General features: G+C 58.1%; 20 protein-coding genes and 1 pseudogene. 8 read left to right on the top strand and 13 right to left on the bottom strand.

Features of this window, described 5'->3' with window-relative positions; genetic code table 11:
• Window positions 1-66 precede the first annotated feature (66 nt).
• From F8N12_RS01900 to F8N12_RS01885, 4 genes are all read left to right on the top strand, one after another.
• A complete protein-coding gene (locus tag F8N12_RS01900; protein WP_150578905.1) occupies window positions 67-948 on the top strand; it encodes a manganese catalase family protein in 882 nt (293 codons plus the stop codon).
• Window positions 949-1,117: 169 nt separating this feature from the next.
• Window positions 1,118-1,300 (top strand): hypothetical protein, encoded by a 183-nt coding sequence (locus F8N12_RS01895; RefSeq protein ID WP_150578904.1) that lies wholly within the window; start codon window positions 1,118-1,120, stop codon window positions 1,298-1,300.
• 64 nt (window positions 1,301-1,364) lie between these two features.
• Complete coding sequence (locus tag F8N12_RS01890; RefSeq protein ID WP_150578903.1) at window positions 1,365-2,039, top strand: HAD family hydrolase; 675 nt, start codon at window positions 1,365-1,367, stop codon at window positions 2,037-2,039.
• 96 nt (window positions 2,040-2,135) lie between these two features.
• Entirely contained in the window at window positions 2,136-2,297 is a 162-nt protein-coding gene (locus F8N12_RS01885) for a DUF2986 domain-containing protein (protein WP_150578902.1), read from the top strand.
• 36 nt (window positions 2,298-2,333) lie between these two features.
• Here F8N12_RS01885 and F8N12_RS01880 read toward each other — a convergent pair whose 3' ends face one another.
• From F8N12_RS01880 to F8N12_RS01870, 3 genes and pseudogenes are all read right to left on the bottom strand, one after another.
• Window positions 2,334-2,729 carry a hypothetical protein gene (locus F8N12_RS01880; RefSeq protein WP_150578901.1) on the bottom strand — a complete coding sequence of 132 codons (396 nt, stop codon included), beginning with the start codon at window positions 2,727-2,729 and terminating at the stop codon, window positions 2,334-2,336.
• Between the two features lie 49 nt (window positions 2,730-2,778).
• Window positions 2,779-3,177, bottom strand: a complete 399-nt coding sequence (locus F8N12_RS01875; RefSeq protein ID WP_150578900.1) for a hypothetical protein — start codon at window positions 3,175-3,177, stop codon at window positions 2,779-2,781.
• 208 nt (window positions 3,178-3,385) lie between these two features.
• Window positions 3,386-4,395, bottom strand: a pseudogene (locus F8N12_RS01870) (zinc-dependent alcohol dehydrogenase family protein).
• Between the two features lie 174 nt (window positions 4,396-4,569).
• On the opposite strand from F8N12_RS01870, the gene F8N12_RS01865 reads away from it, so the two are divergent.
• Together F8N12_RS01865 and F8N12_RS01860 are read left to right on the top strand one after the other, a co-directional pair.
• Window positions 4,570-5,481, top strand: a complete 912-nt coding sequence (locus F8N12_RS01865; protein ID WP_150578899.1) for a LysR family transcriptional regulator — start codon at window positions 4,570-4,572, stop codon at window positions 5,479-5,481.
• A 245-nt stretch (window positions 5,482-5,726) separates the two neighbouring features.
• Window positions 5,727-6,395, top strand: a complete 669-nt coding sequence (locus tag F8N12_RS01860) for a polysaccharide lyase family 7 protein (protein ID WP_150578898.1) — start codon at window positions 5,727-5,729, stop codon at window positions 6,393-6,395.
• A gap of 191 nt (window positions 6,396-6,586) precedes the next feature.
• Here the strand turns inward: F8N12_RS01860 and F8N12_RS01855 are convergent, their stop codons facing one another.
• Entirely contained in the window at window positions 6,587-8,713 is a 2,127-nt protein-coding gene (locus tag F8N12_RS01855) for a TonB-dependent siderophore receptor (protein ID WP_150578897.1), read from the bottom strand.
• A 223-nt stretch (window positions 8,714-8,936) separates the two neighbouring features.
• On the opposite strand from F8N12_RS01855, the gene yghU reads away from it, so the two are divergent.
• On the top strand, window positions 8,937-9,767 hold the full coding sequence (gene yghU / locus F8N12_RS01850) for a glutathione-dependent disulfide-bond oxidoreductase (RefSeq protein ID WP_150578896.1): 831 nt from the start codon (window positions 8,937-8,939) through the stop codon (window positions 9,765-9,767).
• Here yghU and F8N12_RS01845 read toward each other — a convergent pair.
• The 5 genes from F8N12_RS01845 to F8N12_RS01825 form a co-directional block, all read right to left on the bottom strand.
• A complete protein-coding gene (locus F8N12_RS01845) occupies window positions 9,755-11,086 on the bottom strand; it encodes an APC family permease (RefSeq protein WP_224787658.1) in 1,332 nt (443 codons plus the stop codon). The genes yghU and F8N12_RS01845 overlap by 13 nt on opposite strands.
• Window positions 11,087-11,197: 111 nt before the next feature.
• A complete protein-coding gene (locus tag F8N12_RS01840; RefSeq protein WP_150578895.1) occupies window positions 11,198-12,757 on the bottom strand; it encodes a GMC family oxidoreductase in 1,560 nt (519 codons plus the stop codon).
• 180 nt (window positions 12,758-12,937) lie between these two features.
• Window positions 12,938-13,699, bottom strand: coding sequence for an alpha/beta hydrolase (locus tag F8N12_RS01835; RefSeq protein ID WP_150578894.1), 762 nt, complete (start codon window positions 13,697-13,699; stop codon window positions 12,938-12,940).
• A gap of 97 nt (window positions 13,700-13,796) precedes the next feature.
• Window positions 13,797-14,576 carry an SDR family oxidoreductase gene (locus F8N12_RS01830; RefSeq protein WP_150578893.1) on the bottom strand — a complete coding sequence of 260 codons (780 nt, stop codon included), beginning with the start codon at window positions 14,574-14,576 and terminating at the stop codon, window positions 13,797-13,799.
• Window positions 14,576-14,902 (bottom strand): nuclear transport factor 2 family protein, encoded by a 327-nt coding sequence (locus F8N12_RS01825; protein WP_150578892.1) that lies wholly within the window; start codon window positions 14,900-14,902, stop codon window positions 14,576-14,578. Before F8N12_RS01825 ends, F8N12_RS01830 begins: the two co-directional genes overlap by 1 nt.
• 89 nt (window positions 14,903-14,991) lie before the next feature.
• On the opposite strand from F8N12_RS01825, the gene F8N12_RS01820 reads away from it, so the two are divergent.
• Window positions 14,992-15,369, top strand: a complete 378-nt coding sequence (locus F8N12_RS01820; RefSeq protein ID WP_191623094.1) for a winged helix-turn-helix transcriptional regulator — start codon at window positions 14,992-14,994, stop codon at window positions 15,367-15,369.
• On the opposite strand, the gene F8N12_RS01815 is transcribed toward F8N12_RS01820, so the two are convergent.
• The 4 genes from F8N12_RS01815 to F8N12_RS01800 all read right to left on the bottom strand — a co-directional run bounded on the left by F8N12_RS01815 (window position 15,355) and on the right by F8N12_RS01800 (window position 19,746).
• Window positions 15,355-16,794 (bottom strand): HD domain-containing phosphohydrolase, encoded by a 1,440-nt coding sequence (locus F8N12_RS01815; protein ID WP_150578890.1) that lies wholly within the window; start codon window positions 16,792-16,794, stop codon window positions 15,355-15,357. The genes F8N12_RS01820 and F8N12_RS01815 overlap by 15 nt on opposite strands.
• A 57-nt stretch (window positions 16,795-16,851) precedes the next feature.
• Window positions 16,852-17,595, bottom strand: coding sequence for a substrate-binding periplasmic protein (locus F8N12_RS01810; protein ID WP_150578889.1), 744 nt, complete (start codon window positions 17,593-17,595; stop codon window positions 16,852-16,854).
• 23 nt (window positions 17,596-17,618) lie between these two features.
• Complete coding sequence (locus tag F8N12_RS01805) at window positions 17,619-18,884, bottom strand: diguanylate cyclase (RefSeq protein WP_224787657.1); 1,266 nt, start codon at window positions 18,882-18,884, stop codon at window positions 17,619-17,621.
• 91 nt (window positions 18,885-18,975) lie between these two features.
• Window positions 18,976-19,746 (bottom strand): substrate-binding periplasmic protein, encoded by a 771-nt coding sequence (locus tag F8N12_RS01800; RefSeq protein WP_150578887.1) that lies wholly within the window; start codon window positions 19,744-19,746, stop codon window positions 18,976-18,978.
• Window positions 19,747-20,068: the final 322 nt, after the last annotated feature.

The raw sequence follows: 20,068 nt of genomic DNA, 5'->3' as shown, positions 1-20,068 counted from the left end.
CAACTCATGCACGCGCTAACGCCCGAAGTGGTGAATGCGCTTTTAGCCTGCATGAGGAATGACCCAATGTTTTTACATAACAAACGCCTTCAGTACACCGTGCGAGTGGCACAACCCAACCCGGGGCTGGCCAACCTGCTGCTTGAGCAATTCGGCGGTGCCAATGGTGAACTGGCCGCGGCAGCTCGCTATTTCACCCAGGCATTGGCGGAAGAAGATCCGGGTCGCAAGGACCTGTTGATGGACATTGCCACTGAAGAATTGAGCCACCTGGAAATCGTCGGTTCGATCATCGTGATGCTCAACCGGGGTGCCAAAGGCCAGCTGGCGGAAGGCGTGCAAGAGGAAGGTGAACTGTACCGGGCAATCAACGGCGCCGGTAACGACTCGCACATCACCAGTCTTCTGTACGGCGCAGGCGCGCCACTGGTCAACTCCGCCGGCGTTCCATGGACAGCGGCTTACGTAGACTCGATCTCCGAACCTACCGCAGACTTTCGCTCAAACATCGCCGCAGAAGCACGGGCAAAAATTCTCTATGAACGTTTGATCAACGTGACCGATGATCCCGGCGTGAAAGAAGCACTGGGTTTCTTGATGACGCGCGAAATCGCGCACCAGAAGTCATTTGAAAAAGCGCTGCACTCCATTCAACCGAACTTCCCGCAAGGCAAGCTGCCTGGCGATCCGGCGTTTACCCACAAATATTTCAACATGTCGGGCGAACCCAATGTTCGCGGCCCTTGGAACGAGGGTGCCGGGTGGGAATATGTCGAGAGCCCTGAGCCTGCCGTCGATGGCGGTGACGGATCGGCTTCTGTGAATCTTTCCCAAGACGATGAATCTGTTTTGGAAGCGATGAAAATTCGCACGGCATCTGACCCACTCAGTGAACCGGTGACAGGCGCGGACCTGGGCTCAGGTTACGTGCAAGGCAAAGATGCCTGATGTGTGTTCAGCGACCTCATATGAGGTCGCATAAACCAGAGGAGTGACGAGATTGGAACCGGATAACAGCACAGTGTCAGTGAAGGATCACTTCAACAAAGTGATGGATAGAGCCTTCGCAGGCTTTGAACATGATTGCAGACAAGCATGCAGGGGACTGAAGGTTTACATGGCAGCGATTATCTTCGGGGTAGGCACCCTCCTGCCAAACGACCTGTCCGACCGTGATGGATCGAATGAAACAGACGTCGGCCTGACCGATGACGAGCGCGTGAGTCGCGAAGAATCTGAAGGTGATGGAGCGCGGGTCGAACCCGGCCCTGCTGACCTGGAACGAGCGCCAATCCCGTAGGCCGGCCGCTCGGTTGTCTGGAATGGAAATAGCCATGGATGACATTTGAATACTGGAGTACTGCATGCGACCGCAAACCTCATTCATATTTGACCTCGACGGCACGCTGACCGACAGCGTCTATCAAAACGTCGCGGCCTGGAAAGAAGCTCTCGATTCGGAAAATATTCCCCTCGCCATGTGGCGCATTCATCGGAAAATCGGCATGAGCGGCGGCTTGATGCTCAAGACCCTGTCCCGCGAGACCGGGCTGACGATCAATGCCGAACAAGCGAAGCGGCTGAGCGACAAACATGCGCAGGCCTATGAAGCCTTACAAGGGCAGATCATCGCGCTGCCCGGTGCCGTGGAGCTACTCGATACGCTATCCGAGGAAGGTGTTCAGTGGTGCATTGCGACCAGCGGAGGTGTCGACACCGCGAGCATCAACCTCAAGGCCTTGAAGCTCGATGCCAAGGACATCAACCTCATTACCCGCGATGACGTCAAATACGGCAAACCTGACCCGGACCTCTTCCTCGCAGCCGCACGGAAAATGGATGTCGCCATAGAAGAATGCCTGGTCATCGGCGATGCCGTGTGGGACATGCTGGCCGCAAGGCGCTGCAAAGCCACCGGCATTGGTTTGCTTTCCGGTGGCTATGACCGTGGTGAGCTGGAGCGAGCAGGTGCGCTGAGGGTTTATGAAGACCCGCTGAGTTTGCTGCATCACCTGGACGAGGTGGCCTCACGCCCCTGAATATCTGTCGGGATTGCTGCATGGCCGAGTTTTTGCGAGGCAGCGCACCTCTTTGAGCTGATATCATGCAAGCGCTTACAAACCGGGTAGCGCACTATGAATCGTCGCAAAAAAATACAGCAGTTATTGAAGGCACACGCCAAGAAAGCCAGTGCCAAATTGGCACCGGCCAGCAAGTCCAGATACATCAGCAAGGCTGACCGGTTGAAGCTGGCTGAAGAATCCGCGGAGGACACCATCAGCTCGTCCAACGTCTGATTCGCGCGGCGCTCAAGACAGCCAGGCAATCCATTATCACTGTGGCGTCAGCGTGTAATGGTAATGGACCGCACCCGTGTCGGGGTGCACCAGCCAGTAGTCATCCTGATCTTTTTTGAGTCGATAACATTCTTTGGGGCTCTTGGCCGCGGTGAAACAGATCACCCCATCCTTGACGGTCCAATACTCGGTTTCGGGTGGGTTGCCCGACATTCTGAAAATTTCCGTTCCATCGCCATTGAAGCTCAAGGAATAGGGCAAGCCAGTGCGCCCGATATTGTTCAGCTTGTTGCCGATCAAGGTCTTGCGCACTTGTTCATCATCAAGCGCTACTGCGGAGGCTGAAACCGGTTTTATTTTCTGCTCACTTGTCGAAGCGCAACCCGACAGGATGAGGCTGAGCAACAGGCAACTGCAAATCTTGATGTTCATAACTCACCTTGCAATTTGATCTCGACAGCACTAAAAATTCGTCGGCACCCTATTTGACGGAAAACTTGTTATTGGTCTTGTTGGTGGTGCTATCAACAAACCAGAAAGAGTTTCCGTCACTAAGCACCTTATTGCACTCCTTGCCATACTTCTGATAACTCACACAGATAACGTCTTTGGTGATGACCCAATTGCCCTTCTGCGTGGACTCTCCGGAGATATTTATTACTGCGGTCCCGTCAGGGTTGAGTGTCTCGGAAAAAGGATAACCAGTAGACGTCACACTCGAATGCTGGCGACCTATGACCGTAGAGTTTATCTCGCTCGCGTTGAGTTGTTTCGCGCTCGCCGGCGCGGCGGCATGTGCGTCGGCCGCAGCTTGATGACCCGAAGACGAACAGCCCGTCATGAACAGTCCAAGCAAGGAGTAAATAATTAGCTTGTTCATAATTTTCACCCTTTTGATGAGCCAACCCATTCAACGAATTAATAGTAGCCACATGAAAATGCGGAGATATATTGATTCACGATAAATTCAATAGCGCCGACTGGCCTGATATCGACATTCTTTCAAACAGAATCGAACGCCGTTCAGGCCAGGCATTGGAGTTCATCGGGAGACCGAGTAACAGGCGCCCTGTTCGCACCCTTGAACATCAAGCGATTTTTATCACAACCTTGCAGAATGCGCCCTTCGCAAGATGCTCGTAAGCCTCACGTGCTTGCTCGAACGAGTACACCCGATCAATCACGGGACGAATAGTGTGCTCGTTGAGGAACACGTTCATGCGGTCGAAAGATGAGCGCGGCGCTACAGCGATACCGCGAAGGGTGGTCTGACGGAAGATGAGTGGCATCAGATTGAGTTCAACGGTCTGCCCGGTCAAGAAGCCGATCTGTGCAATGCGCCCGGATGCCTTGGTCGCTGCAACCGATTGATTAATGCCGCTGCCACCGGCCACATCGAGCAATAGATCCACACCTTTGCCTTCAGTCAGTTTCAGTACTTCGTCCGCCCAGGCCGGCGTTGTTCTGTAGTTAATGCCCGCTGCGGCCCCCAACGTCTTGACGGTTTGCAAGTTCTGATCGTTGCTCGACGTTGCAATCACCTTTGCGCCAAGTGCGGTAGCGATCTGCACAGCAAAAATGGACACACCGCCAGTGCCCTGAACCAACACCGTTTGCCCCGGCTTGATTTGCCGAAGTCGACCAGCGAGTACCAGGCCGTGAGCGCGGCAATGGGCAATGTTGCGGCCTCTTCGTCGCTCATGTTGGCGGGCGCACTCACGGCGCTGTCTTCGTGGATGATCATGTATTCGGCCAGGCCGCCCGGCAACGGCGAGCCGAAGCAGTGATCGGGCTCGTCGGGGCCAGGCTCGCCGTCCAGCCAACGCGAGTACAAGTGCGAGTTGACCCGATCACCGACTTTGAATCGCGTGACGCTGTCGCCGACCGCGACCACTGTGCCGGCCGCGTCACTCACCGGGATGAGGTTCTTGGGCACTTTATGCGGTTCATAGATGCCATCGACGATGGCCTTGTCGCGGAAGTTGAGCGAGACCGCCCCTACCTTGACCAGCAGCTCGCCAACCTTGGGTTGCGGGGTCGCCACCTCCCCCAATTGCAGATTGTCGAGGCCGAAATCTTTCAATAACCAGGCTTTCATTGTGACTCTCCAAAAACACGTTGATGGATTCAAACCGGAATCGGTTCTGTGTTGCGCCCATCTTTCGCTGTTGGCGAGGCGCAATAAATGCGTGAAAAAAGACATGATTGTTCTATTCTTGGGTAACAATCATTTTCAACTCCGTGAGTCAGGCGGGGTTTATGGGAAAGCGTCATGGAATTGCTGCAATCGATGCGTTTGTTCGCCCGGCTCGCTGAACTGGGGAGCTTCACCAAAGCCGCCGAGTCGCTGGACATCGGGCGACCGCAGGTCACTCGCTATATCCAGGAGCTGGAGACGTCATTGGGCGTGCGCCTTTTCCAGCGCACAACGAGAAAAGTAGCGCTCACCACTGAGGGCGAACGATTCTATGAACGGGTGCAGGAAATACTGGCGGATATTTCTGCCGCGACCTCGATGTTTGACCGATCTGGAGCAACTCTCGAGGGTCGACTTCGCGTCGACATCCCCAACGCCTTCGCCCAAACGGAATTCATCAAAAGCCTTAAGCAGTTCACCGTGAACTTCCCCGGCATCAATATAGTATTGGGCGTGACCGACCGGGCGGTTGATTTGATTGGTGAGGGCATCGACTGCGCGCTGCGTATAGGCGAGTTACCGGACTCCAGCCTGATTGCGCGCCCCATCGCGATGGCAACCATGGTGACGTGCGCTGCGCCCGAGTACCTGCACAGGCACGGCGAACCGGAGACACTCGACGAACTGGCTGCCCATCGCGGGGTAAACTTTTTGTCCGGTCAGAGCAACAGGACGTTGCCTTGGCATTTCTCGGTAAAAAATCAAGACCGCGCGTTTATCAGTAACGCGGCGATCACGGTTACAGAGTCAAATGCCTACGTTCAATGTGGCGTGTCAGCTTTCGGAATCATCCAGGCGCCGGGCATCGCTGTCGCCGAGCATCTTGCCAGTCGCGCGTTGGTTGAGATTTTAAAACCCTATCGGCCATCTCCTCGTCCTGTGTCAGTGGTCTATCCAAGCCGGCATTTGGCGCCGCAGGTGCAGGTTTTCATTGAATGGATGCAACAGCATTTTCCGCAGGCGCATTCCGAGTGGCTGGAAAAATAGGCTGCCATGACTCGGCGCCAGATAGCCGCAGAGTACTTCAAAAGCCATAGGTTCCAAGCTCCACGCTAAAACCGACCAGCGGTCGCTTCTCTAGGCATAAAGCCTGCAGTAGAGCCATTGACGATCATTTGACGTCAATCAACCGCCATACGAATCACCCCATCAGAATGCCTGATTGACGCCGCGCAAAAAGCACGGATGGGGAAACTGTGGCCGCAATATTCTCTGCCCGAAGGACTCTCGCCATGATCGACCTCGCCACCTGGAACTTAAGCATCCCTGAAGGCAGCCCGCCGGCCACCATAGAAACGCCTCGGCTGATGCAAGGGTTCACGGACCAGTATTTCAATGCCGATACCACCACCCTGTCCTTCTGGGCACCGGTGACCGGCTCGAAAACGGCCAACGCCATTTACCCACGCAGCGAGCTGCGCGAAACCTTTAGCGATGGGTCGCTGCGCAATTGGCAGTATTCAGCGGCGGATAACATCCTGCGGGCGAGTGTGACGGTCAATCAAGTACCCAGCACCGGCAAAATCGTGATCGGCCAGATTCATAACAAGGACAGCAACAGCCCGATGGTGAAGCTGGAATACCAGTACAAAGAGAAGTCGTTAACGGGGAACATTGTTGCCAAGGTGCGCCTGAATCCTGAAGATGAAACGGGCCAGGTCATCACCATTGCAACCGGTGTCCCGCTCAACCAGAACTTTTCCTACCAGATCCACATCAGCCCCAAAGGCGCGTTGGGCATCAGCGCAGCGGGCTACAACTGGCGAGCCACGGTCGACCCGAGCTGGAAGACCAAACCGCTGTATTTCAAAGCGGGGGCGTATGTGCAGGACAACACCGGCTACCCGAGCGAAGGCGGAAAAGTGACATTCAAAATGCTGGAGATTCACCACAAGATTTAGCGGCTTCTACAGCAGCGTAACCCCTGATGCCGTCGGACATGAACGCCAGGCCGAGCATGAACATGCCCAGGTTGCCATCAAGCCAGCAAACGCACCTGCAGGAGCCGGCTTGCTGGCGATTGCGGTCTGTCTGCACCAGAGGTGCAGACGCTGTTGAAGGTTTGAAGCGTTAATGTGCGCTTGTCGGTCATCTACAACGTATACGCAATGCCCACCTGGACCGTCCTCGGCTCCCCTGGATAGGCGTAGACGTTACCGAACGCACCCTCCTGATAATCGCGATCGAACAGGTTTTTCACATCAAGATTGAGCCTGACGTTGTCGTTGATCTTGTAGAAGCCGAGCACGTCCATGACGGTGTAACTGCCCATTGAAAACGCCGTATTGGCGGTCTGGCCCGCCCGTTCATCGACGTACTTGCCACCCACCCCAAGGCCCAGGCCTTTCAGATAACCGTCCTGAAACTCATAGACGTTGAGCAGGCTGAAGCTGTTCCTGGGAATGTTCATCAACCGGGTGCCCGACTGCAGGACGCTGTCCTGGGTGACCTCGGCGTCGACATAGGCGTAACCGCCGATCATCCTCCATTCCGGGGTCAGATTGCCTGCCACATTCAGATCAAAGCCACGGCTGCGCACCTCGCCCGCTGCCACGCTGAACGTCGAGTCCACGGGGTCGGTGGTCAGCACGTTACGTTTTTCAATCTGATAGATCGCGGCATCCACGCTCAATTGACCCTCCAGTGCCTGCCACTTGCCCCCCATTTCATAGGACTTGCCCTTCTCCGGCGCGAAGCCCCCACCCTGTCGACTGGCCCCGGTATTGGGTTTGAACGAGCGCGCGGTGTTGGCGTACATCGCCACGCTGTCGGTGAGGTCATACAGCACGCCAATGCGCGGCGTCACCGCATTGTCGCTGGCCTGCCAGCTTCTGCCACCCGGCACGAAGGTTTCATAATCATGCTCGAAGCGTTCGAAACGGGCGCCCGCCAGCACCTTCAAGCGCTCGGTCAATGCCACTTGATCCTGAACGAAGGCCGCGTACGTCTTGAGGTTTTCCTTGTCGTGGGTCGGCGTGCGGGTCAAGGCCGGCCGTGGCTGGCCATAAACCGGATTGAAGATATCGATCGGGTAAGCGCCGACCGCACCACTGGAGCGCTGGATGATGGACTTGTAGTCGTAGTCTTCGTACTCGATACCGGTCAACAAGGTGTGATCGAAACCGCCAGTGGAGAAACGCCCGGTGAGGTTCAGTTGGGTGTCCTTGTCCGTCCATTCCAGTTTGCGGTAGTTGAAATTGCGTCCCAGCGTGCGCCCGTCCGCAGTCATGCCGTTGGCTTCGATGGCGTTGCCTTGCAAGCTGCCATCCAGCCACTGAAAGCCGCCGCCCAAGGTCCAGTTGTCACTCAGGAAATGTTCGAAGCGCAACTGCGCCATGTTGTTGTCGTTGTGCAATTTGCCGGCGTCTTTCTCACCGAAGAAAGTGTCCCGGGACGCGGTGCCAAGCTGATTTGGATAACGCGTGACGCCGCGATCCAGCGGGTGATTGTTGCGCATGAAGTCGCCCTCGAAGATCACCTTGGTGGCGTCGCTGGCCTGCCATGAAATAACCGGGGTCACACCGTAGCGTTCGGTTTCGACATGATCGCGAAAGGTGTCGCCGCCCTCTCCCACCACGTTCAGGCGATAGGCCAAACGGCCCTCCTCGTCGAGCGGACCGGAGGCATCCAGCGTGCCGCGGCGCATGCCCTGATCGTCGAGCTGGCTGCCCAGCGTTACCGTGCGTTCGCCCAGAGGCTGCTTGGAGACCACATTGAACGTACCGCCGGGATCGCCGCGCCCGTACAGAGTGGTCGCCGGGCCGCGCAACACTTCCAGGCGCTCGATGGTGTTCGCGTCCGGCATGTTCGGGTAACCGCGATTGATCGGAAAACCGTTGCGATAGAACTCGCCGGTGGTAAATCCGCGCACGGTAAACGTGGTCAGCCCCTGGCCGCCGAAGTTGTTGGCCCGGCCCACGCCGCCGGCATAATCCAGCGCGTCCTGCAGGCGAGTGGCGCCGATATCTTCTACGGCGTCCTTGGTCACGACACTGATGGACTGCGGCGTTTCATGGATGGAGGTGTCGGTTCGCGTCGCACTGGCAGAGCGCGTGGCCCGATAGCCCTTCACGGGCCCTTGCGCCGTTTCATAATCAGCCGTTCCGACGATGTCGGTCGCTTGCAATTCCAGACTGTTTGTCGCGGTTGTTGCCTGCTCCGCCCAGGCTGGTGCTGAAAACGCCTGAAGCACACAAATCGAAACCAGAGTACGACGCATCGAGAAAACCTTGAGAAAAGAGCCAGACAGGACGGCATACGTGCCATTAATCGCGGCGCATGGTATCCCAAAGTGTTAGCTTTTGATACGTATTCTCATTTGCAAACATGGAGTGGTGACGTTGATGTTTGTCTCACCTGTTAAACGTTATGTAGAAAATGCCGCTCCCGAGTTAATGTGAATGCGCGCCCTTTTCCCTTTTCAGTTTAGTGAGGTTCCTCCCGTGACTGATTCACCCTATGTCCCGCCAAAAATCTGGTCGAACGACGCGCCATCCGGTGGCCAGTTCGCCAACATCAATCGCCCCACTGCCGGGCCGACCCACGACAAAACGCTGCCGGTCGGCAAGCATCCCTTGCAGCTCTATTCGCTGGCGACGCCCAACGGCGTGAAGGTGACCATCCTGCTCGAGGAGCTGCTCGCGCTGGGACATGCCGGTGCCGAATATGACGCCTGGCTGATCCGCATCGGCGAGGGCGATCAGTTCTCCAGCGGTTTTGTCGAGATCAATCCGAATTCAAAGATTCCGGCATTGCTGGATCACAGCGTGCAGCCGCCGATTCGCGTCTTCGAGTCCGGCGCCATCCTGCTGTACCTGGCGGAGAAATTCGGCGAGTTGCTGCCGACCGATCTCGCCGGACGCACGGAAACCCTCAACTGGCTGTTCTGGCAGATGGGCGCCGCGCCTTATCTGGGCGGCGGATTTGGACATTTTTATGCGTATGCGCCGGAAAAATTCGAGTACGCGATCAATCGATTCACCATGGAAGCCAAACGGCAACTGGATGTGCTGGATCGGCGCCTGAGTGAGAGCCCGTATCTTGCCGGCGACAGCTATTCCATCGCCGACATCGCCGTCTGGCCGTGGTACGGCGAGCTGGTGCGCAACAACGTCTACTCGGCGGCCGAGTTTCTCTCAGCCAGTGAATACGCCCATTTGCAGCGCTGGGCGGAGGATATTGCCAAGCGGCCGGCAGTGGTCCGCGGCCAACGGGTCAACCGCACCTGGGGCGACGAAGCGAGCCAGGTTGCCGAACGGCATCAGGCCTTTTGACCGGGCTCGGCTGCGGTCCGCACAGCCACGCGGGAACAGGCGTACAGCAGCGTGCCGATCACCATCAATCCGCCGCCCCGCAACCAGGTTCCCATGCTCTGCTGACTGAGCAATAACAGGCAGGAAACGATCGCCAGCACCGGCACCCAGGTAAACACGCGAAAATGCGCTTCTTCAACGGTGTCGCGGCGCAGCACCAGCACCGCGACATTGGTGCTGAGGAACACGAAAAGCAACAGCAGCACGACGGTCTCGGCCAGGGTCGCGAGTGTTCCGGTCAGCGTCAATGCGATCGCCGCCAGGGTGGTCACGATGATCGCGACCCAAGGCGTTTGCCGCTGGGGCAGTACTCTCGCCAACGGACTTGGCAGCAGCCCCAGACGCGCCATTCCGTAGGCCAGTCGACTCGCCATGATCATGGTCAGCAATGCGCCGTTGGCGACAGCGACCAGAGCGATGAAGGCAAACAGACGCGGCGGGATATTCAGCCCCGACGCTCGAACCACTTCGAGCAAGGGGGCGGAAGTCTGCACCAGTTTATCCATCGGCAGGACGGCCGACGCCGCAATGCCGACTGCCATGTACACGACCCCCGCCGTCAACAGCGCGGCGAACAAGGCGCGCGGATAAACCCGGCGAACGTCGACGATTTCCTCCGCCAGATTGGCTGAGGTTTCGAAGCCCACGAAGGAATAAAAAGCCAGCAGAGCTGCACCCAGCACCGCCAATGTCGGGCTGACCCCGGGCTTGAATTCAAGACTGCGTCCCAGGTCCGCTTCACCCGTCTGGAAGTACCAGGCAGCGGCGACGATCACCAGAATCAGGCCGGACAATTCGACCACGGTCATGAGCAGATTTGCGCCGAGGGATTCCTTGATTCCCCGGGCATTCAGCAGCGCTATCACCACCAGAAAAGCCAACGCGGCCAGGTGAGGCGCAACGTTGATAAACGCTGCAAGGTAGTCACCGGCGAACGCCAGGGACAGGCCTGCTGCGCTGGTGACCGCTGCCGCCAGCATGCAAAAGCCGACCAGAAACGAAATCACTGGCGACTTGAACGCCTTTTCGGCGAAGACCGAAGCGGCTCCGGCGTGCGGGTACTTCGTCACCAGTTCGGCATAGGATCCTGCTGTGAGCATCGCGAAGAACAAGGCAATCAGCAGCGGAATCCAGATCGCGCCGCCCACTTCCCCGGCAATGGTGCCCGCCAGTGCGTAGACACCGGCGCCGAGCACATCGCCGAGAATGAACAGAAACAGCATCGACCCGGTGATGGCGCGACGCAGTGGGACACGGGATGTTGCGCTAGTGACTTTCATGCTCAGGTTCTCGGCGCGGATCTATCAGCGAACCGGTGGTGGTTGCTGCTTGAAATGGTCAGCAGTGAGAAGTTATCCGGGGCACGAAAGTTCAGTTCTGTTTCACAGCGATCAAATGGTGTAGCACGCGCGGATCTCCTCGACCGCGCGCTCACCGATGACGACGCAAGGCGCCATGGTGTTGCCGCTGGTGATGTGGGGCATGATCGAAGCGTCGGCGATGCGCAAACCTTGTATGCCGTAAACCCGCAGGCGACTGTCGACCACCGACATCGCATCCCGACCCATTTTCGCCGTACAGGACTGGTGCCAGTAAGTCACAGCCGCATTACGGGCGTAGTGCTCCAGCCCTTTCGTATCCGAGAGAGCAGGCAGACGCTCACCTTTGACCAGCCCCCTGAACGGTGCCTGCGCGCCCAGTTCCTGGACGAAGCGGATGTTTTCCAGGGCTGCACGCAAATCGGCAGGGTGTGCCAGCGTTTCAGGATGGATGATCGGTGAATCCTTCACCTCCGGGCCGGACAGGGTAATTCGCCCGCGACTGTGCGGATGAGCAAGGCCGGCGAACATTGTCCAGCCATGCTCAGGCACCCCCAGCGTAGCATTCTGTGCACTGGCGACCGGAAACTCGAGCTGACAATGGAACATGTCCGGCAGGCGCAGCGCGCTGTCGCTGCTCCAGTAGAGCGTCGCCTCCGAGCCGCCATACCCGATGAGTTGAGGCGTTTCGTATTCGAAAATCGCTGCAAACGACACATGGTCCTGATGGTTCGCGCCAACCCCCGGCAGGTGCTGACGTACAGGTATGCCATGGCGCCTCAGCTCTTGTTCCGGACCGATACCGGACTGCATCAGCACCTTTGGCGTATTAACCGCGCCCAGCGAGAGAACCACTTCGTAATTGGCGTAACAACGCTGAAGCCGACCTTCGCTGATGGTCTCCACGCCGATAACCTGCTCACCCTGAAATATCAGGCGGCTGACAAGTGTGTCGGTCAGTACAGTCAGGTTGGCCTGGCCACGACGCGGGTGAACATAGGCGCGGTAGATGGAATGACGCTTGCTGTCCTTGACGATCAAATCATTGATTGCCGCACCGCCGCGCCCTTCCATCATCAGACCATTCGGATCGTCAAAGGCCGGAACGCCCATTTCGCCGGCCGCGCTGATCATTGCCGTGGCGATCGGCTGAACGTTTCTGGCAGGCGCGACATGCACCGGACCGCCCGTGCCGCGACGTGCAGGGTCGGCTGCGCCCTGATAATCCTCGATGCGCTGATAAATCTTCAGCACCGACGCGTAGTTCCAGGCCTCGTCGCCGCTTTCAGCCGCGAAGTCTTCCCAGTCATTCTTGTGGCCACGCGCCCATAACATCACATTGACGCTGGAGCCGCCGCCCAAGCCCCGGCCCATGCTCAACGGGATCTGCCGACCGTTGAGATGAGGATTGGCAGCACCGGTAAAACTCCAGTCGCGCTCGGTGCCCAGATTCAAGTGCCAGTTGCACGGTTCCTGGACGTTCTCGTGCTCATCACAGCCGCCCGCCTCGATCAACAGAACCCGCACTTCGGGATTTTCCGCCAGCCGGCCTGCAACGACGGAACCGGAGGTGCCGGCCCCGCACACAATGAAATCGAAGTAGCTGGCCGGTAGTTCCGTGTTTGTAGACATCAACTCGAATCCGTCAGTTTGTTTGGAGAATGGGTAAGAGGGAGCGGCGGCCACGCGTCATCCAGCCGGATGCTGCCCGAGAGGCAGTAGCCCTGAGATTTGGCTATTCATTCGTTGCGAGCGATCGCTGCGGGGGGGTTGCAGTACCAGCAGCCTGAGCCACCGGTACTGCCTGTGCGCTTACTGAGTCTTGCGCACCGCTTCGATGATCACCTTGGCCACATCCGCCGGGCGCGATTGCTGGGGCACGTGGCTGGCGTCGACTTCCGTTACCTGCGCGCCGATCTTCTTGGCAAAGGCTCGTTGCAGATCAGGCTGAATCATCCGGTCTTCACGAGCGACCACGTACCACGACGGCTTGCCTTTCCAGGCCGCGACGCTGGTTTTGTCGTCAAAGGCCGAGGCGCGAATCGGGCCTTGGGTGGCTGCCATTATCGCGGTCTGCTCGGCAGGAAGGTCTTGAGCAAAGCCAGTGGCCATGCCCTGCGGCGTCATGTAGAGAAAGCCGTTTTTGTCGGCAGCGATCTCTTTCACTCCGGACGGTGCGGGGTAGTCTTTACCCAAATCCTTGCTGGTTTGACCGGCATCGGGGGCGAACGCGGCGACGTAGACCAGGCTGCGGACTTTCTTGTCGGCGCCAGCCTCGCTGATCACGGTGCCGCCCCAGGAGTGGCCGACCAGCACTACGTTGTTTTCCTGGTTGTTCAGAACGCGTTGAGTCGCTGCTACGTCATCAGCCAGCGAGGTGAGCGGATTCTGCACCACAGTGACTTTGATGCCTTCAGCCTGCACCAGCGGGACGACCTTGGCCCAGTCGGAGCCGTCGGCGAACGCACCATGCACAATCACTACCGAAGGTTGCTGAGTTGCAGCGAAACCGGCACCCGTAAAAACGGCGGCGGACATGGCAAGAGCGAGGGCGAGAGCTTTTGGTTTAAACATGATGCGATCTCCTGTGTGGGTGTGATCAGTCTCGGCCAGACGTGCGAGTGTGGGTATCGGTCGTTTGTCCGAGCCGGGGCAGAAATGTCCAGAGGGGTCAAACGGTCGGAATGGTTCCGCCGTCAATGACAAACTCCATGCCGGTCAGCGCGCTGGCCTTGGGCGACAGCAGAAAACTGATCAGGTCGGCGACTTCCTGCGGCCTGTTCGGTCGGCCAAGAGGAATGCCGCCGAGGGAATCCATTACCGATTGCCTGGCAGCCTCTTCGTCGATCCCGGCAGATTCGGCCACTCTTTGGACCAGCCCCACTGCCGCCTCTGTCTCGACCCACCCGGGCGAGACCCGCACAACCCTGACGCCACGCGGGCTGAGTTCTTTGGAGAGGGCCTTGCTGTAATTGGACAGTGCCGCCTTCGCCGCCGCATAAGCAGTGGTTGCCTCAGGCAGCGGCAGTTGGCTCTGAATCGAGGTGACATGCACGATAACGCCAGCCCCTCGCGCCAGCATCATGGGTGCCAATTGGCGGTCTATCCGCACCGCAGGGTAGAAGTTCAAGTCGAACGCAGCGCGCCAGTGTTCCTCGGTCAGCGCCTGGAAGCCACCGCCCGGAGCGGAAGATCCACCCAGAACATGCACGACCATGTCGATGTTTTTCCACCTGCGTTGCACTTCCTGGACAATGGCCGCGCACCCCTGCAGCGTGCTCAGATCCGCCGCAAAAAAATCCTCATTCGACATCCACTCCGGACGATTTCTGGAGGCGGCAAGCACCTCGACACCTTGCGCCTGGAGGGTTTGAACCACGGCTTTGCCTATCCCCTGGGTGCCGCCGGTCACGAGTGCGCGGCGCCCGGTCAATCCATTATCTGAAGTCATCAGCCGATCTCCAGGGCCGCGACCTTCGCGTCACGCACTCGGAAAGTGAAATTCACCACCGCCGGGCTGCCCGGAAAGTTACCCGCCAGCCGCACCCTGACCACCGATCGTTGATCATCTTCCTGACTGTCGAGTGGTTCTACGGTGTATTGATATTTCTTTCTCGCTGCAGTGCGCCATGCTGCAATCGCATCCAGGCCAACAATGGTTTCGCCTTCGTCTTTCACCACTGCATCGTGCGCGAACGCTGTGCTTAGCGTGGCGAGATCGGTCGCTGACTCGTGGGCAAAATATGCTTCAATCGCTGGGTGCTGAGTGATATTCATCGACAGGTACTCCTGATGGGTAAGCAGGTGCCCATGATCAGCGCTTCAGCAAAACCCGACAAGAACGCACGAAAAAGTAAGTGACTGCCATGAGCCAGAGCAAAATCTACACGCCGGATTCGGCTGCGAAAGATGTCAACGCGGTGCTCGCGTTACTGCGCGGCCGATGGAAACTGGTGATTGTGTTTCACCTGTTCGATGGCAAGGTTCAGCGCTTCTCAGACCTTGAACGGGCTGTCAGCGGCATCTCGCAAAAGATGCTCGCGCAACAACTGCGAGGACTGGAGAACGACGGGCTGGTGATCCGCACCGTCTATGACGAAAAGCCGCCTCGCGTGGATTATCGCCTGACGATGTGGGGCCAAAAGCTGTGTCCGGTGCTGGACGGGATGTTGAAATGGGCGGACTCGCCGGAGCGATCGGCCCCGGTGACGATAGAGCCTGTCCGAGCCTTAAATGAGGCCTAAGGTCAGCGCCTTGAGTGTCGCCGCAGCCCGTGTCGAACATTGCAGTTTGCGGAACACGCTTTCCACGTGGGTGCGCACAGTGCTGGGGCTGATCTGCAGCTGACGGGCGACCTCTTTGTTGCTGCCCCCCTGACTGATGCAACGCAGAATTTCAGTTTCGCGCTCGCTGAGCAAACTGCCGTTGGCTTTCGCCGCCGGCACTGACGTTTCGCCGCGCGCTGCGGCAATAACGGCCTGACATGCGCGCGAATCGAAGCGGCCCTGCGCCACTTCCTCGAGCAACAGACGCGTCGTCTCATCCTCACTGAACGCCGGTCGCCACGGTCGCTGGCTGCGCAACGCCTCCCAGGCCAGTGCAACGGCGAGCAAACGATGCTCGGCATTCAGCGAACTCGCGCTCAGATTACGGAAGCAGCCGCTGCCATCCAACCTCTCATAAGCATGCGCTGCCAATTGCCCCGACTCGGCAAGGGCGGGAATCTGGCTACAGGCGCGTGAAGTCCAGTAAGGCACGAGACGCGTTTGCTCGAGATCGCCCTCCAGCAGCGCGGCCGGGGTGTTCCAGATGCGATTGGGCACCGCCGCTTTGCCAATGCCGTGGATGAGCGCCGCTTGACCCAACTGGTCCGTGGACGTTTGCGACAAGCCCGAAAGCCGCGACGCCGCCCGCACCAGGCTGGCCGAACGCCGCGAGTACCCGGCGAGCCAGGGCAACTTGAGATCGATCACATCCCCGACCAGCGTCAGCGGAACATTGCCCTGTTCTTTAAGCGGGCTCGCCGGCATTTGCGCAGGCAGGCGCAACTGTTCCAGCCAATCGGCGGCATGCCGCAAGAGTTCGCCTGCCAGCGCTTTGGGATAACGCTGATCACGCATGCTGGCGATCAATTCCACGGCGACGTCGATTCCGTGAACCCGCGAGAGAATTTCCAGATCGCCGGCCAGCAGAACCTGATACACCACTTCAGGCACGTCAGGATGACTCAGCCCGAATGGCCTGCCCCCACCGTCGAACTGCTCGAACACGTTACGCAGGCCCGATTCGACGCCAGCGCCGAGCCCCAACGTCCGCGCAATATCGCCGGACACTTCGCAATGCACCTGCGCCAAAGGCGTGGACCTGCGCATCGCTCTCAGGCCGGCAGCGCCCAACGTGTGACTGAGCATGGCATTCCGGCCTTCAACGTCGTCGCCCAGCAGGCGCGTGAAACCTTCCGCATTGGCGGTGCATCCCGACCAGCGCAACAACGCGACTTGACGCCCGACCTCAACGTGCTCGCCATCACCGTTACACGTGCGAGCGAGCAATTGCACCAGGCGTGCCGTGCGCCGCGACTGATCGAACGGCTGGCCCATGCTCAGGTCCCCGACCATGGACAACGCCAGGACCGCACTTTCCCGCTCGACGAACTCGCTAGGCGACATACTGCTCTCCATTCAGGTTGGGCCTCAGCTTTATACAGTAGCCGCAGCGTTTGCCCTTTATCTTGAAGGCCTGCCTTCACTCATCATCCGCACCACTGCCCCGGAAGCTTCAAGCTGCTCGAATGAACGCCGGGCCTTGTCGACGATTTCGTCCGGAGTCTCTCGACTGAACGCCATATAGATCCGTGCGGGCTGCTCTTCGATCGTAAAGATTTCCTCCAGCAAGCTGAAGTCTACCTGCGCGTCCTTACTGGCCAGCCGTGCCGAGTTCTCCGACATCGGCAGCAACTGGACTTGCTCGTTGAGCAATTTTTGAAAGTTGTCGTGATTGTCGGTGGATACAACCAGCCGAGTGAACCCCTTCTGCTCGAGGAAAATCTGCTTGGTATCGTTACGCACCACACCGACCGTATAGCGTTTGCCATCTTCCAGGCTGTCCAGCGCGATATCGATGCGCCCGCGCAATTTGTATAACTTGATTGCAACCTGATCGATCTCGCCCACCCACTTGAACAAATCCTCACGAACGGCCGTGCGGGTTAACGGATAAATCAGCACGTTCGGCTCGTGCAAGGCCTTTTCGTAGGCCCTTGCCCACGGATATAGCGAGAGGCGATACTCAGTCAGTGCAGCGCCTCGCAGGGTTTCTTCAACGATGCGCGTCCCCGGCCCGCCGACCTTGCCGTCACTGGGATAAGCGTACATCGAGTCCTCGGTCACCACGTCTATCCCCTCGGCACTGGATTGCAGGCTGACCACGGCCAGCAACAGGCATGCGCAAAACGTCATTCGAAATTGCATACAGACCTCATGGCCACGCTGGATTATAAGGCGACGCGATTGCGTCCTTGGGATTTCGCCCGGTACAGCGCTTGATCGGCGCGTTGCAGCAATTGGTCGAAATGGTCCATGGTCTGGGGGTCCAGCTCGGCGACTCCGATGCTCAGCGTCACAAAGGGCGATACCGTCGAGCCACTGTGTGGCAATTCGCGCGCAGCCAGGCTTTCACGCAGTCGTTGTGCAGCGTTGAAGGCCTGCTCGGCATTGATGTTCGGCAGGACCACGACGAATTCCTCGCCACCGACCCGGGCAGCCAGTTCGCCGGAGCGTCCGAAAACGCCCCTCAAGGTTTCAGCGACCTGTTTCAGGCACTCGTCACCCAGCATGTGGCCGTAGGTGTCGTTGTAAAGCTTGAAGAAATCGACGTCGCACATGAGCACCGCCAACGGTGTCTGGTGACGCATGGCACGGCGGAATTCCACTTCTTTCAGTTCGTCGAAATAGCGACGGTTGGCCAACCCGGTCAGCGCATCGTGACGCGACAGCGCTTCGAGAGATTGATTGGCGGCCTTCAACTGCGCGGTGCGCGCTTCGACCAGGTCGGCCAGATGATCGCGGCTGGAGGCAATCGCCAGTTCATCCGTACGTTGACGCTCCAGGTGAGCGTGGAGGTTGTCCTGCAGCTCGTTGACCTGGAATTCAAGCAGGCCGAGCTCGTCCTGACGCCGTACCGTGCGCTGCAGCCTGAGGTGATTGCCAAGCGATTGCGGCGCGAGTCGACCCAGGTGCCGTGCGATGTGTACGACGTGTACAGTCACCAGTCGATTGAACATGGTCATGATCAACCCGGCCAGCAACAGCGACTGGATCACTTGCGTAATCACGATGCCGCGCGCTTCGCCCCAAAGGCGCTCTCGAAGCAAATGCGCATCGCCTTCGATTGTCAGCTCACCGACAACTTCGTGGGCGCCTGCATAAGGCTGCGCAACGAGCTGGCGATTCAGCACCGGCGCCTCGTCCGACGTGGCGTTGGCATATCTGTTCAGTTCGATGACTTCATCCGACTGACCCGGCCGCGGGATGTTCAGCACCACACGCCCGACCGGCGCGGCGCTGGCGACACTGGCGAGCTGCTTGTTCAGTGACTCACGGTCCATTTCCCAGATGGCGTGCGACAAGGTGTTCTGGAACACCTGATCGATCAGGACGAGTTCGGAGTTCATGTCCGCAAGATTGCTTTCCCAAGCGATCCAGGTACGCAACGAGACCATCGCCAACGTAAAAAGCAAACAAAATAAAAGCGTCGCCATGACCAGGCGACGCCCCAGTGAACTGAATTTCTTTTTTTCAGTTTCTTGAGATGAAGTTTCTTCAGGTGAACGCTCGAAATTGTCCACCCGGTCATAGCCACTTGCGCATGATGGCGTCATAAACGCCATTGCGCCGGATGGTGTCCAGGCCTGAACGAAATTTCTCAACAGTCTCCTCGGGCGTATTGCGGCTGAACGCCATACTCAAGCCCTCTTCGCTGGTGAGCTCTGGAAGCGGCAGCGAACGGATCAGGACCTTGTCCGGGTCCTCGCCATTCTGGCGGGTCAGGTACAGCGCGTTAAGTTCGTTGGAAATCCACAGCTCAACGTGATCTACCTTGAGCTTGCGGTAATTGTGTTCGTACTTGGTGCTCGACTGCAGTTCTTCACCGATACGAAAACCTTTCGAAATCAGATATTGCTCGCCCACATCCTGATTGACCGTGGCGATCTGATGACCGCGAGCGTCGTTCAGCGAGATGAGCTTTACCGGCCGCTCCGCCAGGGAAAAGATGTACCACTGAGTCGGCGCAATCGCCCCAACCCACTGAAAAAGCTGCTCACGCGCAGGCGTCCGGGCGATCGAATAAATCAACACATTGCTTTCATTGAGTGCCAGCTCATACGCACGCGCCCAGGGCATCGGCTGAATCGACGCTTCGACGCCAATCTCTTTGAGCACGGCCTGAACCACCTCGGTGCTCATGCCCGTGACCTTGCCATTTTGCGTCATGTTGTAGGGCGGCAACTCTTCCGTGACGATTCGTAGTGCCGGCTCCGCGTAGGCGCGCGGCGCAAACTCGCAGGCAGCCAGAAACACGAGGACGCTGAACATCACGAGGCGGTTAAGTGGTGAAGCCATGGACGATTACCTTGGTTTACTCAAAGCAGCAGGCGCGGCCGGGAGCCGTCGACATAATGTTTATCGGCCGGTGGGGCGTGGGCTTGAGGTCCATCGGTCATTCGTGACGCTGGCTTCGCGATGTGACTGTTCGGCACGATTTGAATATCTGGAAGAAGCATTAAAAACCGTTTGGCCCCTACCAGGATGAAGGCAACTGAAGATCTCTGCATTCTGCCCTCGCCAGACTCTAATTTGGCCGAAAAGTTTAAATTTATTAATAGACATTTTTATTAGTTAAAACAATTAGTTGGTCGAGGCGGCCTCGGCTGGATCTGGATAA

Source organism: Pseudomonas fluorescens, assembly GCF_902497625.1.
In the GTDB taxonomy this organism is placed as follows: Bacteria; Pseudomonadota; Gammaproteobacteria; order Pseudomonadales; family Pseudomonadaceae; genus Aquipseudomonas; species Aquipseudomonas fluorescens_BQ.
This window is presented reverse-complemented; position numbering and strand designations above follow the sequence as displayed.

Coding starts and splice junctions, on each gene's coding strand:
- F8N12_RS01900 (WP_150578905.1), top strand. CDS start 67: ATGTTTTTACATAACAAACGCCTTCAGTACACCGTGCGAGTGGCACAA.
- F8N12_RS01895 (WP_150578904.1), top strand. CDS start 1,118: ATGGCAGCGATTATCTTCGGGGTAGGCACCCTCCTGCCAAACGACCTG.
- F8N12_RS01890 (WP_150578903.1), top strand. CDS start 1,365: ATGCGACCGCAAACCTCATTCATATTTGACCTCGACGGCACGCTGACC.
- F8N12_RS01885 (WP_150578902.1), top strand. CDS start 2,136: ATGAATCGTCGCAAAAAAATACAGCAGTTATTGAAGGCACACGCCAAG.
- F8N12_RS01880 (WP_150578901.1), bottom strand. CDS start 2,729: ATGAACATCAAGATTTGCAGTTGCCTGTTGCTCAGCCTCATCCTGTCG.
- F8N12_RS01875 (WP_150578900.1), bottom strand. CDS start 3,177: ATGAACAAGCTAATTATTTACTCCTTGCTTGGACTGTTCATGACGGGC.
- F8N12_RS01865 (WP_150578899.1), top strand. CDS start 4,570: ATGGAATTGCTGCAATCGATGCGTTTGTTCGCCCGGCTCGCTGAACTG.
- F8N12_RS01860 (WP_150578898.1), top strand. CDS start 5,727: ATGATCGACCTCGCCACCTGGAACTTAAGCATCCCTGAAGGCAGCCCG.
- F8N12_RS01855 (WP_150578897.1), bottom strand. CDS start 8,713: ATGCGTCGTACTCTGGTTTCGATTTGTGTGCTTCAGGCGTTTTCAGCA.
- F8N12_RS01845 (WP_224787658.1), bottom strand. CDS start 11,086: ATGAAAGTCACTAGCGCAACATCCCGTGTCCCACTGCGTCGCGCCATC.
- F8N12_RS01840 (WP_150578895.1), bottom strand. CDS start 12,757: ATGTCTACAAACACGGAACTACCGGCCAGCTACTTCGATTTCATTGTG.
- F8N12_RS01835 (WP_150578894.1), bottom strand. CDS start 13,699: ATGTTTAAACCAAAAGCTCTCGCCCTCGCTCTTGCCATGTCCGCCGCC.
- F8N12_RS01830 (WP_150578893.1), bottom strand. CDS start 14,576: ATGACTTCAGATAATGGATTGACCGGGCGCCGCGCACTCGTGACCGGC.
- F8N12_RS01825 (WP_150578892.1), bottom strand. CDS start 14,902: ATGAATATCACTCAGCACCCAGCGATTGAAGCATATTTTGCCCACGAG.
- F8N12_RS01820 (WP_191623094.1), top strand. CDS start 14,992: ATGAGCCAGAGCAAAATCTACACGCCGGATTCGGCTGCGAAAGATGTC.
- F8N12_RS01815 (WP_150578890.1), bottom strand. CDS start 16,794: ATGTCGCCTAGCGAGTTCGTCGAGCGGGAAAGTGCGGTCCTGGCGTTG.
- F8N12_RS01810 (WP_150578889.1), bottom strand. CDS start 17,595: ATGCAATTTCGAATGACGTTTTGCGCATGCCTGTTGCTGGCCGTGGTC.
- F8N12_RS01805 (WP_224787657.1), bottom strand. CDS start 18,884: ATGGCGACGCTTTTATTTTGTTTGCTTTTTACGTTGGCGATGGTCTCG.
- F8N12_RS01800 (WP_150578887.1), bottom strand. CDS start 19,746: ATGGCTTCACCACTTAACCGCCTCGTGATGTTCAGCGTCCTCGTGTTT.